13 protein-coding genes are annotated in these 13,002 nt (G+C 67.3%); 3 read left to right on the forward strand and 10 right to left on the reverse strand.

Going from position 1 to position 13,002, the window contains the following annotated elements:
* Positions 1-142: 142 nt before the first annotated feature.
* From D7T59_RS19890 to ahpC, 5 genes are all read right to left on the reverse strand, one after another.
* Complete coding sequence (locus D7T59_RS19890) at positions 143-1,099, reverse strand: transaldolase (RefSeq protein ID WP_180853358.1); 957 nt, start codon at positions 1,097-1,099, stop codon at positions 143-145.
* Between the two features lie 50 nt (positions 1,100-1,149).
* On the reverse strand, positions 1,150-1,554 hold the full coding sequence (gene rnk, locus D7T59_RS19895) for a nucleoside diphosphate kinase regulator (protein WP_014036052.1): 405 nt from the start codon (positions 1,552-1,554) through the stop codon (positions 1,150-1,152).
* Between the two features lie 123 nt (positions 1,555-1,677).
* The gene (locus tag D7T59_RS19900) at positions 1,678-2,640 is read right to left on the reverse strand and encodes a LysR substrate-binding domain-containing protein (RefSeq protein ID WP_164138327.1); all 963 of its coding nucleotides are present in this window, start codon (positions 2,638-2,640) and stop codon (positions 1,678-1,680) included.
* A gap of 85 nt (positions 2,641-2,725) precedes the next feature.
* Complete coding sequence (gene ahpF / locus D7T59_RS19905) at positions 2,726-4,318, reverse strand: alkyl hydroperoxide reductase subunit F (protein WP_180853359.1); 1,593 nt, start codon at positions 4,316-4,318, stop codon at positions 2,726-2,728.
* Positions 4,319-4,543: 225 nt separating this feature from the next.
* Complete coding sequence (gene ahpC / locus D7T59_RS19910) at positions 4,544-5,107, reverse strand: alkyl hydroperoxide reductase subunit C (protein WP_014036055.1); 564 nt, start codon at positions 5,105-5,107, stop codon at positions 4,544-4,546.
* A gap of 322 nt (positions 5,108-5,429) precedes the next feature.
* Between ahpC and prmC the strand changes: the two genes are divergently transcribed.
* The gene (gene prmC / locus D7T59_RS19915) at positions 5,430-6,287 is read left to right on the forward strand and encodes a peptide chain release factor N(5)-glutamine methyltransferase (protein ID WP_180853360.1); all 858 of its coding nucleotides are present in this window, start codon (positions 5,430-5,432) and stop codon (positions 6,285-6,287) included.
* A gap of 48 nt (positions 6,288-6,335) precedes the next feature.
* Positions 6,336-7,277, forward strand: a complete 942-nt coding sequence (gene pip / locus D7T59_RS19920; RefSeq protein ID WP_032130095.1) for a prolyl aminopeptidase — start codon at positions 6,336-6,338, stop codon at positions 7,275-7,277.
* 180 nt (positions 7,278-7,457) lie between these two features.
* Here pip and D7T59_RS19925 read toward each other — a convergent pair whose 3' ends face one another.
* On the reverse strand, positions 7,458-8,342 hold the full coding sequence (locus tag D7T59_RS19925; RefSeq protein ID WP_180853361.1) for a LysR family transcriptional regulator: 885 nt from the start codon (positions 8,340-8,342) through the stop codon (positions 7,458-7,460).
* 104 nt (positions 8,343-8,446) lie between these two features.
* Here D7T59_RS19925 and D7T59_RS19930 point away from each other — a divergent pair, with 104 nt between their 5' ends.
* Positions 8,447-9,862 carry an MFS transporter gene (locus tag D7T59_RS19930; protein ID WP_180853362.1) on the forward strand — a complete coding sequence of 472 codons (1,416 nt, stop codon included), beginning with the start codon at positions 8,447-8,449 and terminating at the stop codon, positions 9,860-9,862.
* A 103-nt stretch (positions 9,863-9,965) separates the two neighbouring features.
* Here the strand turns inward: D7T59_RS19930 and D7T59_RS19935 are convergent, their stop codons facing one another.
* The 4 genes from D7T59_RS19935 to D7T59_RS19950 are packed head-to-tail and all read right to left on the reverse strand — an operon-like array spanning position 9,966 to position 12,820.
* A complete protein-coding gene (locus D7T59_RS19935; protein WP_180853363.1) occupies positions 9,966-10,763 on the reverse strand; it encodes an N-formylglutamate amidohydrolase in 798 nt (265 codons plus the stop codon).
* A complete protein-coding gene (locus tag D7T59_RS19940) occupies positions 10,756-11,310 on the reverse strand; it encodes an NUDIX hydrolase (RefSeq protein WP_164138340.1) in 555 nt (184 codons plus the stop codon). The genes D7T59_RS19935 and D7T59_RS19940 overlap by 8 nt, the downstream gene beginning before the upstream one ends.
* The gene (locus D7T59_RS19945; RefSeq protein WP_164138342.1) at positions 11,307-12,242 is read right to left on the reverse strand and encodes a 5'-3' exonuclease; all 936 of its coding nucleotides are present in this window, start codon (positions 12,240-12,242) and stop codon (positions 11,307-11,309) included. Before D7T59_RS19945 ends, D7T59_RS19940 begins: the two co-directional genes overlap by 4 nt.
* Positions 12,239-12,820: a nitroreductase family protein gene (locus tag D7T59_RS19950; RefSeq protein ID WP_164138344.1), complete on the reverse strand. Its 582-nt coding sequence runs from the start codon at positions 12,818-12,820 to the stop codon at positions 12,239-12,241. The genes D7T59_RS19945 and D7T59_RS19950 overlap by 4 nt, the downstream gene beginning before the upstream one ends.
* Positions 12,821-13,002 lie beyond the last annotated feature (182 nt).

A 13,002-nucleotide genomic window follows, 5' to 3' on the forward strand; every position in this document is an offset into this window, starting at 1 on the left:
TCTGGGGCGAAAGGTTTGGTGTGGTAACCACCATTCTCCTCAGATGCCCCGGGTGAACAACCTACCGGGAAGTCACAACTAACAGTCGACTCTACCGAACCGAGCGACCCGCCACGAGGGGCTCAGCCGTTGGCCGGAATCCTCACAGTTCCGAGCGAATCCGCTCGCGCAGCGCCTGCAGATCCTTGGCAAACGCATCGATGCCGGTCGCCAGCTTCTCGGTCGCCATCGGATCGGCGGCCAGGTCGGCGGCGAACGTCGCGGCATCGATCGGGGTCACCACCGCGCCATCAGCCGCACCGGCCACCAGCTTGCGCGGCAGCTCGCCGTGGTCGGCGTCCAGCTTCTCCAGCAGGTCCGGCGAAATCGTCAGGCGGTCGCAACCGGCCAGCGCTTCGATCTGCGCGGTCGAACGGAACGAGGCACCCATCACCACGGTTGGCGAACCGCGGCGCTTGAACTCGGCGTACACGCCGCGCACGAACTTCACGCCCGGGTCTTCGTCGATGCTGGCCGGGGTCTGGCCGTTGGCCACGTACCAGTCGAGGATGCGGCCGACGAACGGCGAGATCAGGAACGCGCCGGCTTCGCTGCAGGCCAGTGCCTGGGTCGGGTTGAAGATCAGGGTCAGGTTGCAGTCGATGCCTTCGGCCTGCAGGATGCGCGCCGCTTCCACGCCCTCCCAGGTCGCGGCGATCTTGATCAGGATCTTCTCGCGCGGCACGCCGGCATCGGCGTACATCTGGATGAACTGGCGGGCCTTGGCCACGGTGGCGGCGGTGTCGTGGGCCTGGTCGGCGTCCACTTCGGTGGATACGCGGCCCGGCACCAGCGTGCTCAGCAGCGCGCCAACCCCGATGGTCAGGCGGTCGGCCACGGCGTGCACCACGGCTTCGCGGTCGCCCGTCTGCTGCCGGCCCCAGGCCAGTTCGCGTTCGATCAGCTCGGCGTAGACCGGCAGGTCCAGCGCCTTCTTCACCAGGGTCGGGTTGGTGGTGCAGTCCACCGGCTGCAGGCGCTTGATGGCGTCGTAGTCACCGGTATCGGCAACGACCACGGACAGTTCGCGCAGCTGGGACAGTTTGGACGGGGTACTCATTACGGCTCCTGGTGCAGGGGGATCGAATCGCGCGCGGTGCGCAGCGGTAATCAGGGGCGGTCGTTATGGACCGCGGTCACGCGCAGGCGCAGCTTGCGGCCGCCGGGCGCGTTCCAGTCGATGCTCTGGCCGATGGCCAGGCCGAGCAGGGCACTGCCGACCGGGGCCAGCACGGACACCTTGCCTTCGTCGACGTTGGCTTCGCGGGGGAAGACCAGGGTCAGGACGTGCTTCTCGCCCGACACCTCATCTTCGCACTCCACGCGCGAATGCATCATGACGATGCCTTCGGGAATCTGGTCCGGTGCCAGCACGGTGGCCCGGTTGAGTTCTTCAGCAAGCGCGAGCGCGGCAGGCGTCTGGCTCAGCGCAGGGGATTCGAGCATGGCGTCCAGGCGGTCCATGTCGAAGGTAGAAACGGTGATCGACGGCGGCAGGCCGCTGGCGGTGTTCATGGTGAAGCTCCTTGGTTGAAAGCCATGCAAAAGGCGGCACCTGCTGGCGCCGCCTGTCTGTATTGTGGGGACAAATGCGGCCGGAATCGACTCCTGCCGATTCCGGGCCGATGCTGCGGGGGATCAGCCGTTCAGCGCGGGGCCGGGCAGAGCGGTCGCTTCGCTGGTGGCATTCACCGCATCAAGGGTGAACAGCGCCTGCGGCAGGCGCTTGAACTGGTCGGCCAGTTCCATCAGGAAGTCGTTCATGGCCGAGCTGCGGCGCCAGATCATGGCGATGCGGCGGCTGGGGCGGCCCTCGCCGGTGAAGTCGAGCAGGCGGATGTTGTTCGAGCGCGGCACCGGCGGCTGCACCGACAGGCTGGGCAGCAGGGTGATGCCGACGTCGGCGGCAACCATCTGCCGCAGCGTCTCCAGGCTGGTGGCGCGGAACTCGGACTTCTCGTTGGCGCCGAACAGGCGGCACACTTCCAGCGCCTGGTCGCGCAGGCAATGGCCATCTTCCAGCAGCAGCAGCTTCTGCGTGGCCAGTTCCTGCACATCCAGGTGCTCGCGGCGGGCCAGCGGGTGGCGCCCGGACACGGCCAGCAGGAACGGTTCCTCGAACAGGAATTCGGCATGCAGCTGGTCGTCGATCACCGGCAGGGCCAGCAGCGCGGCGTCGAGCTTGCCTTCGCGCAGGCGATCCAGCAGCACGTCGCTCTTTTCCTCGACCAGCAGCAGTTCCAGCTCCGGGAAGCGCTCGCGGATGCGCGGGATCACATGCGGCAACAGGTAGGGCCCCAGGGTCGGGAAGATCCCCAGGCGCACCGTACCGGCTTCTGGGTCGCGGCTGCGTCGCGCCGCTTCCTTCAGCTGTTCCACTTCGGACACGATCACCCGCGCCCGTGCCGCCGCTTCCTGCCCGGCCGGGGTCAGCATCACCTTGCGTGGTGCGCGTTCCACCAGCGGCAGGCCCAGTTCTTCTTCCAGCTTCCGGATCTGCGTCGACAGCGTGGGCTGGCTGACGAAGCAGGAGGCAGCAGCCCGGCCGAAATGCTTGTGGTCGGCCAAGGCTACCAGGTACTTCAGATCACGTAGGTTCATCCTTACACCCCAAGGGTAACGGACCAGCTGACGGCGTGGTTACCCGACAGGCAGACAAAGTTCCCGGTGATCTGGGAACGGTGGATCAGGCTGCTTCAGCAACGGCACCGCTGCTGTTGCTCACCGAGGAGCGGATCAGGTGGTCGAACGCGCTCAGTGCGGCGGTCGAGCCGGCGCCCATGGCAATGATGATCTGCTTGTAGGGTACTGTCGTGCAATCGCCGGCGGCGAACACACCCGGCAGGTTGGTCTGGCCACGGTCGTCGATGACGATCTCGCCACGCGGCGACAGCGCCACGGTGTCCTTCAGCCATTCGGTGTTCGGCAGCAGGCCGATCTGCACGAAGATGCCTTCCAGCTCCACGCGGTGGGCGTCGCCGCCGACGCGGTCCTTGTAGACCAGGCCGGTGACGCGGCTGCCGTCGCCCAGTACCTCGGTGGTCTGCGCGCTGGTCAGCACGGTGACATTGCCCAGGCTGCGCAGCTTCTTCTGCAGCACTTCATCGGCGCGCAGGCTGGAATCGAATTCCAGCAGGGTCACATGCGACACGATGCCAGCCAGGTCGATGGCCGCTTCCACACCGGAGTTGCCGCCGCCGATCACCGCCACGCGCTTGCCCTTGAACAGCGGGCCATCGCAGTGCGGGCAGTAGGCCACGCCCTTGTTACGGTACTGGTCTTCGCCCTGCACGTTCATCTGCCGCCAGCGCGCGCCGGTGGACAGGATCACCGAACGCGACTTCAGTACCGCGCCGTTCTCCAGCTGCACCTGCACCAGGCCGTCTTCACCGGCCGGCACCAGCGCGCTGGCGCGCTGCAGATTCATGATGTCCACCTCGTACTCGCGCACGTGCTGTTCCAGCGCCGTGGCCAGCTTCGGGCCTTCGGTCTCCTTCACCGAAATGAAGTTCTCGATCGCCATGGTGTCCAGCACCTGGCCACCGAAACGCTCGGCAGCGATGCCGGTACGGATACCCTTGCGCGCGGCGTAGATCGCCGCTGCAGCGCCGGCCGGGCCACCGCCCACCACCAGCACGTCGAAGGCATCCTTGGCGGCGATCTTCTCGGCATCGCGCTTGCTGGCATTGGTATCCAGCTTGGCCACGATCTGCTCGAGGGTCATGCGGCCCTGGTCGAACACTTCACCGTTGAGGTACACGGTCGGCACCGACATGATCTCGCGCTTCTCGACTTCGTCCTGGAACAGGGCGCCGTCGATGGCCACGTGCTGGATGCGCGGGTTGAGCACCGCGGCCAGGTTCAGCGCCTGCACCACGTCCGGGCAGTTCTGGCAGGACAACGAGAAGTAGGTTTCGAACCTGTAGTCGCCTTCCAGGTTCTGCACCTGCTCGATCAGCTCGGCGGTGGCCTTGGACGGGTGGCCGCCGACCTGCAGCAGCGCCAGCACCAGCGAGGTGAACTCGTGGCCCATCGGCAGGCCGGCGAAGGTCAGGTGGATGTCCTGGCCCGGGGTGCCCAGGTCGAAGGACGGCACACGGCCCTGGCCATCGCGCAGCACCTGCAGCGAGATCTTGTCCGACAGGCTTTCCAGGGTCTGCAGCAGTTCCAGCATTTCCTGCGACTTGGCGCCGTCGTCGGCGTGCGCGGTGATCTGGATCGGGCGGGTCACGCGCTCCAGATAGGTCTTCAGCTGCGACTGCAGGTTGGCGTCCAACATCGGGTCTTCTCCTGGCTTCAGGCAAACAGGGGGCGTGGCACCGCTGTAGAAGGTAGCGGACCAGCAGGGGGTAGGGGTGAACCCAAGACAGCGACCGTGGAAGGGGCTGGCTGGCCAAGGCTGGCGTGCGTTGGCTATCTTGGGTTCACCCCCACGCCGGCGGGGGGACCGGCACGGGGATGAAGGGCGCGCCGTGGCGTGGGGCCACGGCAGGCCGGTAATGCCTTAGATCTTGCCGACCAGGTCCAGCGACGGGGTCAGGGTCTTCTCGCCTTCCTTCCACTTGGCCGGGCAGACCTGGTTCGGGTTGGCGGCGGTGAACTGGGCAGCCTTCAGCTTGCGCAGGGTCTCGGCGACGTCACGGGCGATCTCGTTGGAGTGGATCTCCAGGGTCTTGATCACGCCTTCCGGGTTGATGATGAAGGTGCCGCGCAGGGCCAGGCCTTCTTCTTCAATGTGCACGCCGAAGGCGCGGGTCAGCTGGTGGGTCGGGTCGCCGACCAGCGGGAACTGGGCCTTGCCGACGGCCGGCGAGGTTTCGTGCCACACCTTGTGCGAGAAGTGGGTGTCGGTGGTGACGATGTAGACCTCGGCGCCGGCCTTCTTGAACTCGGCGTAGTGGTCAGCGGCGTCTTCGATCTCGGTCGGGCAGTTGAAGGTGAAGGCGGCCGGCATGAAGATCAGGACGGACCACTGGCCCTTCAGGCTGTTGTCGGAAACCTTGATGAACTCGCCATTGTGGTAAGCGTTGGCTTCGAACGGCTGGATCTGGGTGTTGATCAGGGACATCGTTTTTCCTCTGGTGAAGGGGAGTGGGTGAATCGACAGGACCTAGGTTACCGATTCGCTCGCGATAAGAACAATCCATTGATTGCATCTATTTGATAGATGGAGTCTATCAAAAGCCCATGAGCCGGCACTGAACCTTGCCGCCCTCATCCTGCAACTGCCTGTGTGACAAGGGAAAGCTCCCGGAGGCGCAGAATGTGGCCGATAGCCCCTCCTTATTCCTTCCGCCAGAACCTGAACGGATTGCAGCTTTTGTAGCGCCGAGCCCATGCTCGGCTGCTTCTGGAACAGCCGAGCATGGGCTCGGCTCTACAATTGCGGAATGTCTGTCAAAACCGAACCCTCCCTGCGCCAGGTGGTGGCCAATGCCAGCGCCCGACTCGGCGGCGTTGAAGCCCGCCATGAGGCCGAACTGCTGCTGCTGCATGTGCTGGAGCGCCCGCGCAGCTGGCTGTTCGCGCACGCCACCGATCCGCTGGCCGCCAATGACCAGGCCGCCTTCGAGGCGTTGCTGGCCCGCCGCGTGGCCGGCGAGCCGGTGGCCTACCTGACCGGCCGCCGCGGTTTCTGGACGCTGGACCTGGAAGTCGATCCAGCCACGCTGATTCCGCGCCCGGAAACCGAACTGCTGGTCGAGCTGGCGTTGGAGCGCCTGCCGCCGGACCGCGACCTGCAGCTGGCCGACCTGGGCACCGGCAGCGGTGCGATCGCGCTGGCGCTGGCCAGCGAGCGGCCGCAGGCCCAGGTGCTGGCCACCGATGCCAGCCCGGGCGCGTTGGCCGTGGCCGCGCGTAACGCCGCCCGCCATGAACTGCGCAACGTGCGCTTCGCCCATGGTGACCACGACTGGTACGCGCCGCTGCAGGGCGCGCGGCTCGACCTGATTGCCAGCAACCCGCCGTACATCGCCAGCGACGATCCGCACCTGGAACAGGGCGACCTGCGTTTTGAACCGGCTACCGCGCTGGCCTCCGGCGTGGATGGCCTGGATGACATCCGCCGCATCGTCGACGGTGGCCAGGCCCACCTGCTGCCCGGCGGCTGGTTGCTGATCGAGCATGGTTGGGACCAGGGCAAGGCGATCCGCGCACTGTTCGACGCGGCGGGTTTTGCCGAGGTGCAGACCGTGCAGGATCTGGAGCAGCGCGACCGCATCACCCTGGGCCGGCGTCCGGCCTAGAATGGAGGTTCTCCTGCCCCGGCAGGGCATCACCCTGGAGCTGCAAGCATGCGTACGCTGTACCCCGCCATCACCCCCTACGACGTCGGCACCCTGAAGGTCGACGACCGCCACACGCTGTACTTCGAACAGTGCGGCAACCCGGACGGCAAGCCGGTGGTGATGCTGCACGGTGGCCCGGGCGGCGGCTGCAGCGACAAGATGCGCCAGTTCCACGACCCGTCCAAGTACCGCATCATCCTGTTCGACCAGCGCGGTGCCGGCCGTTCCACCCCGCACGCGGACCTGGTGGACAACACCACCTGGGATCTCGTCGCCGATATCGAAAAACTGCGCGAGCACCTGAAGGTGGATCGCTGGCAGGTGTTCGGCGGCAGCTGGGGTTCGACCCTGGCGCTGGCCTATGCCGAAACCCACCCGCAGCGCGTGACCGAACTGGTGCTGCGGGGCATCTTCATGCTGCGCCGCTGGGAACTGGAATGGTTCTACCAGGAGGGCGCCAACCGCCTGTTCCCGGATGCCTGGGAGCATTACCTGAAGCCGATCCCGTCGGTGGAGCGTCATGACCTGATCTCGGCCTTCCACCGCCGCCTGACCAGCGAAGACGAAACCACCCGCCTGGAAGCGGCCAAGGCCTGGGCGGTGTGGGAAGGCGCGACCAGCTTCCTGCACGTGGACGACGACTTCATCAACAGCCACGAAGATCCGCACTTCGCGCTGGCGTTTGCCCGCATCGAGAACCATTACTTCGTCAACGGTGGCTTCTTCGAGGTGGAAGACCAGCTGCTGCGTGACGCACACCGTATCGCCGACATTCCGGGCGTGATCGTGCACGGCCGCTACGACGTGGTCTGCCCGCTGGCCAATGCCTGGGACCTGACCAAGGTGTGGCCGAAGGCGAAGCTGGAAATCACCCCGGCCTCGGGCCACTCGGCGTTCGAGGCCGAGAACGTGGACGCGCTGGTGCGTGCCACCGATAGCTTCGCCTGATCGGTAGTGCCGGCCGCTGACCGGCAACGCCTCGCCGGTAGCGCCGGGCCATGCCCGGCGGCATTGCAATGACGCTCTCATCCACGCATGGCGTGGATCTACCGCAGCCCGGTAGTGCCGGCCGCWGGCCGGCAACCCGGAAACGGTTGGATGCGCGCAGACGCCGGCCAGCGGCCGGCGCTACCACTGCCCGGCCAGCAACGCGTCGGCCAGTACCTGCAGCTTCGGCGAATGCTGGCGCGACGGCGGGTAGATCAACGACAGTTCGCGGCTGCGGCCTTCGAAGGGCTGCAGCACGCGCTGCAGGCGGCCATCGGCCAGCGCGTCGGCCACGGCGAAATCCATTACCTGCACGATGCCGATGCCGGCGATGGCCGCTTCCACCAGTGGATCGCCGCTGTCGAACACCATCCGCGTAGGCGGGGTGACCTCGCGCAGTTGCCCGTCCTGCAGGAACTGCCAGTCCACCAGCCGGCCACTGCGCAGGTTGCGCACCGCCAGGCAGGCGTGATCCTGCAGCGCGGCCACGTCGTCCGGTGCGCCACAGCGGGCCAGATAGGCAGGGCTGGCCACCGTCACCCAGCGCAGCGGCCGCAATGGCCGTGCGACGATGCGCTGGTCAGCGATGACGCCGGTGCGCAGCGCGGCATCGAAGCCTTCCTCGACCAGATCGACCAGGCGGTCGCTGAGCACCGCTTCCACCTGCAGCTGCGGATGCTGTTGCAGCAACGGTGCCAGCATCGGTACCAGCACCTTGCGCCCGAACATCGATGGTGCGCTGATCTTCAACGTGCCCGAGGGCGTGCAGGGGCGGTCGGCCAGCTGCCGCTCGGCATCGTCCAGGCCAGCCAGCAGCGGCATCACCTGTTCCACGAACTGGCGGCCATCCGGGGTCAGCGCCACGTTGCGGGTGTTCCGCTGCAGCAGCTTCACCCCCAGCGTGGCCTCCAGCCGCCCGATCGCGCGCGACAGGCCGGACTGGCTCAGGCCGAGCTGGCCGGCGGCCACGGTGAAACTGCGCGCTTCGGCCACCTGTACCAGCATGCGCACTGCGTTGAGGTCCATCGAGGCTCCATTCATGCGGAAAATCATGACAGAAATGGTGGGTAGGGGGTTTATTGATTCGGTCGCATCAATGAGACTGCGCTCCCCACCGATCCAGACCGCCGATGCCTCCCCTCAAATACCCGCGCTGGGCGCTGACCCTGCTGGCCACCGCACAGCTGATCATCGCCCTGGACGCCACCATCATCTTCGTCGCCCTGCATGACATGGGCCGTGCGCTGCAGATCAATGCGCAGCAGCTGCAATGGGTGGTCAGTGCCTACACCGTCGCCTTCGGCGGCAGCCTGCTGCTGGGTGGCCGTGCCGCCGACCTGATTGGCCGCCGCCGCTTCTACCGGCTGGGCATGCTGCTGTTCGCACTGGCCTCGCTGCTCGGCGCGCTGGCGCCGAATGCCACCCTGCTGATCATCGCGCGCGCGGCACAGGGCGTCGGTGCGGCGCTGCTGTTCCCGGCCACGCTGGCGCTGATCAACACGCTGTACGCGGAAGGTCCGGTGCGCAACCGCGCGCTGGCGATCTGGAGCATGGCCAGCGCAGTGGGCCTGGCGCTGGGCACGCTGCTCGGTGGCGTGCTGACCCAGGCGTTCGGCTGGCCGGCGGTGCTGGCGGTCATCGTGCCGCTGGCCGCCGCATGTGCGGTCGCTGCTGGTGCGTGGTTACCGGCCGATGGTCCGCAGGTGCGCGGCCGCTCCTTCGACCTGGCCGGTTGCCTCACCGTCACCGCTGGCGGCAGCCTGCTGGTCACCACCCTGGTGCAAGGGCCGGAGTGGGGCTGGACTGCACCGGCCACGCTCATCTGCCTGCTGCTTTCAGCGGTACTGCTGACGGTGTTCGTGCAGATCGAAAAGCGCAGCCGTGACCCGCTGATGCAGTTCTCGCTGTTGCGCCTGCCGGGCCTGCGCGCGGCACTCGGCCTGACCTTCGCCTTCATGAGCAGCTATGGCGTGCAGTACTACTTCCTGGCGCTCTACTTCCAGGATGGCTACGGCTGGAGCCCGCTGCAGGCCGGCATGGCCTTCCTGCTGCCGACATTGGTCTGCACCTTCGGCATCCGTATTGCCGAGCGCATGCTGCGGCGCCGTTCGCCACGGCAGGTACTGGCCTGGGGCTTCGCCGCCGGTGCCATCGGCATTGCCGCGGTGGCGCTGGCGATGCCGCATGGCGCCGGCTACTGGCCGCTGCTGCCGGGCGTCGTGGTGCTCAGCGTCGGCCAGGGCATGAGCTGGACGGCGATGTGGATCGTGGCCGGGCAGGGCGTGCCGGGGCCGCAGCAGGGTGTTGCGTCCGGCATGGCGGCCACCGCCCAGCAGATCGGCGGCGCCTTGGGACTGGCGGTGCTGGTGATGGTCGCCAACGCCGCGCGCGGCACGCAGGCAGCAACCAGTGCCGATGCCCTGCAGGGCATGGTCAATGCACAGTACGGTGCCGCGCTTTTCGCCGCGCTCGGCGTGGTCATCGCGCTGGGCCTGCGCCCGGCAGCGGTAGCGGTAGTGCCGGCCGCTGGCCGGCAAACCCATTGATCTCACTACCCTGACGTTGCCGGCCAGCGGCCGGCACTACCGATTCGGGATAGCGGCCGGCACTACCGATTCGGGGTAGATCCACGCCATGCGTGGATGACGTTCAACCGAACGCCAGCAGCTGCGGCTGCAATGCGCTGAAGATCCGCGCCAGCCGCTGCGCCCACGCCTGCTGCCCGGCAACGTCGGCAATCAGGTCCTGGCGGATTTCCAGTTCCACGTGCACCAGCCCACGGCCTTCGCCATGCACCGGCACGGCGTAGTCGCTGGTGCTGCTGACCGAATACGGTTCGTTGTCACCCACCACCAGGTCGCCCTCGTCGCGCAGTGCCTGCAGCAGTGCATGCGCAAACCGCGTGTCCTGGTGGTACAGCACGCCGGCATGCCAAGGCCGCTGCATGCCGTTCATCGCTGGCGTGAAGCTGTGCATCATCACCAGCAGGGTGGGGCGACCGGCATCGCGGCGTGCGTCCAGTTCCGCGTCGATACGTGCGTGGTACGGTGCATGGATCGTATCGATGCGCTGTTGCCGCTGCGCCGCCGACAGACCGGCATTGCCGGGCACCACGGTGTGGTCGCTCACTTCCGGAATCAGCGTCTGCGAGGCCAGCGGGCGGTTGCAGTCGATCAGCAGCCGCGAATAGGTCTGTTCGATCGCCCAGGCATCCAGCAGTCCGGCCAACGCGCGGGTGGTGCCTGCAATACCGATGTCCCAGCCGATATGGCGGTCCAGTTCGGCCTGCGGCAAGCCCAGGCCTGCGAGGACACGCGGCACCTGCTGGCCGGCATGATCGGCCAGCAGCAGGAACGGCGAGGCGCCCTGCGGCCGGTGGATCGTGTGGATCGCCGGGTCGCCTGTGTCCAGCAGCGCCGGCAGTGCATGCAGGTCGGCGTCAGCCACGCGGGCGCCCGTCCAGGTGGTGCTCGATCATCCACAGGCCAGCCCACAGCTTGGCATCCAGCTCGTAGCCTTCGCCCATCTTCTGCACCAGCCACGCCGCCGCCTGCGCGCGCGGAATCTCGTGCACGGTGATGTCTTCGCTGTCATCGCCGCCACCTTCGCCGATCCGGCGGAGGCCGGTGGCGCGTACGAAGGCGATCTTCTCGCTGCTGGCGCCGGAAGACGTCGGGCCGATCATCAGCACTTCAGCGTGATCGGCGGTCCAGCCGGTTTCTTCTTCCAGTTCGCGCACAGCCGAGACTTCGATCGACTCGCCGGCATCGATGTCGCCGACCAGGCCGGCCGGCATCTCGATGGTGGGCGCCTGCAGCGGCACGCGGAACTGTTCGACGAACAGCACGTTGTCGTCAGGGGTGACCGCGATGATGATCGCTGCCAGGCCACCGGCATGGGTACGCTCGCTGTACTCCCAGGTGCCTCGCACCAGCATGCGCTGGTACTTGCCTTCATAGACGACACGCGGGGCTTCGGTGTTGCGCTGGCTCATGCGGGCTCGCTGTGGGTGGGAAGAATATCGGGCACGCCGGCGGCATCGAACAGCCGGCGGCGGGTCATCGGGCCGAAGCGCAGGGTCTGGCACAGGCCACCGAGCAGCTCGGGATCGGCGGTCTGGCGCAGCAGGCCGGGTTGGCTGCCTTCCAGCGGCGCGTCCAGCGCGATGGTGGTCAGCTGGCGCCAGAGCAAGGCGTGCTCACGCTGCTCGCGCAGGCGCACCGCCATCTGGGCGGCGCCACGCAGGCGCAGGAACGGCACTTCATCCAGTCGCTCGTACAGCGCGTCCATGCTGCCGAAATGGGCCAGCAGCACGGCGGCGGACTTGCTGCCGACGCCACTGACCCCGGGAATGTTGTCCACCGCGTCGCCACACAGCGCCAGGTAATCGGCGATCTGGTGCGCATGCACGCCATGTCGTGCCTTCACCCCGGCCACGTCCCAGCGCTGGTTGCGTGCGTAGTCCCACTGTTCGTCGTGGTCCAGCAGCAGCTGCGACAGGTCCTTGTCGGCAGAGATGATCACGCCGCGGTGGCTGCCACGATGCACATGCAGGGCGCTGCCGATCAGGTCATCGGCCTCGTATTCGTGGTGGGCCAGGACGGCAAGGCCCAACGCCGCGCACAGCGCCTTGCAGTGCACGAACTGGCGCTTGAGCGCCTCCGGCGCCGGGTCGCGGTTGGCCTTGTAGGCCGGGTACAGGCGGTGGCGGAAGCCGCTGTCCAGCGCTTCGTCGAAGGCGATGGCGATGTGGCGCGGGCGCTCGCGCTCGAGCAGGTCCAGCAGGAAGCGGGCGAAGCCGTGCACGGCATTGGTCGGCCAGCCCTGCGCGTCCTGGAACTGGTCCGGCAGCGAATGCCAGGCGCGGAACACGTAGATGCTGGCGTCGACCAGATACAGCGACGGCGGTGGTACCGGCAGGGTCATGCCGGGGGCGTCCAGTCGCGCAGCAGGGCGGCCGGGTCCGGACGCTCGCGCTCGGGCACGACAGCCTTTGGCGTGCCGATATGGATGAAACCGGCGATGCCTTCTCCCTCGGCCAGGCCCAGGCAGGCGTGCACGGCGGGGTCGAAGGCCATCCAGGCGGTCAGCCACTGCGCGCCGAAGCCCAGCGCCTGTGCGGCCTGCAGCAGGGCGAAGCAGACGCAGCCGGCGGTCATCAGCTGCTCCTGTTCGGGCACCTTCGGGTCCGGGCGCGGGCTGGCCACCACCACGATCACCAGTGGCGCGTGGCTGAAACGCTGGCGGTCCTTTTCGAACACGGCCTCGCCGGCGTGCGGGTCGCGTTGGCGACTGCGCTCGGCCAGGAAGTCGCCCAGAGTGTGACGTGCATCGCCGGCGATCTTCAGGAAGCGGAACGGCACGCGCTTGCCGTGATCGGGCACGCGTACGGCCGACGCCAGCATCCGCTGCAGGGTGGCCGGGTCCGGGCCGGGCTCGGCCAGTTGCCGCGAAGGTACGGAGCGGCGGGCATCCAGGGCGAGCAGGGCGGCGGAGTCGGGCATGGAGTCTGAACCGGTCATCACGGAGGGTTGATTATAGTCGGGGTGGTCAAAGACACCGTCTGTGTCGCGTCTGGCCCTTGAATACCAAACTGTGATGAACGTCATGCCACTGGCGGGAAACGGACGGCCGCTTCCCCTCGCCTCGCAGGCCTTGCACGGCTTACGATATCTACCTTGCCGGG

The organism is Stenotrophomonas maltophilia (assembly GCF_013464915.1).
GTDB lineage: Bacteria > Pseudomonadota > Gammaproteobacteria > Xanthomonadales > Xanthomonadaceae > Stenotrophomonas > Stenotrophomonas maltophilia_AT.

What these genes read in the sequence shown, in the direction of transcription:
- D7T59_RS19890 (WP_180853358.1), bottom strand. Translation starts at nt 1,099, where the DNA reads ATGAGTACCCCGTCCAAACTGTCCCAGCTGCGCGAACTGTCCGTGGTC.
- rnk (WP_014036052.1), bottom strand. Translation starts at nt 1,554, where the DNA reads ATGAACACCGCCAGCGGCCTGCCGCCGTCGATCACCGTTTCTACCTTC.
- D7T59_RS19900 (WP_164138327.1), bottom strand. Translation starts at nt 2,640, where the DNA reads ATGAACCTACGTGATCTGAAGTACCTGGTAGCCTTGGCCGACCACAAG.
- ahpF (WP_180853359.1), bottom strand. Translation starts at nt 4,318, where the DNA reads ATGTTGGACGCCAACCTGCAGTCGCAGCTGAAGACCTATCTGGAGCGC.
- ahpC (WP_014036055.1), bottom strand. Translation starts at nt 5,107, where the DNA reads ATGTCCCTGATCAACACCCAGATCCAGCCGTTCGAAGCCAACGCTTAC.
- prmC (WP_180853360.1), top strand. Translation starts at nt 5,430, where the DNA reads ATGTCTGTCAAAACCGAACCCTCCCTGCGCCAGGTGGTGGCCAATGCC.
- pip (WP_032130095.1), top strand. Translation starts at nt 6,336, where the DNA reads ATGCGTACGCTGTACCCCGCCATCACCCCCTACGACGTCGGCACCCTG.
- D7T59_RS19925 (WP_180853361.1), bottom strand. Translation starts at nt 8,342, where the DNA reads ATGGACCTCAACGCAGTGCGCATGCTGGTACAGGTGGCCGAAGCGCGC.
- D7T59_RS19930 (WP_180853362.1), top strand. Translation starts at nt 8,447, where the DNA reads ATGCCTCCCCTCAAATACCCGCGCTGGGCGCTGACCCTGCTGGCCACC.
- D7T59_RS19940 (WP_164138340.1), bottom strand. Translation starts at nt 11,310, where the DNA reads ATGAGCCAGCGCAACACCGAAGCCCCGCGTGTCGTCTATGAAGGCAAG.
- D7T59_RS19945 (WP_164138342.1), bottom strand. Translation starts at nt 12,242, where the DNA reads ATGACCCTGCCGGTACCACCGCCGTCGCTGTATCTGGTCGACGCCAGC.
- D7T59_RS19950 (WP_164138344.1), bottom strand. Translation starts at nt 12,820, where the DNA reads ATGCCCGACTCCGCCGCCCTGCTCGCCCTGGATGCCCGCCGCTCCGTA.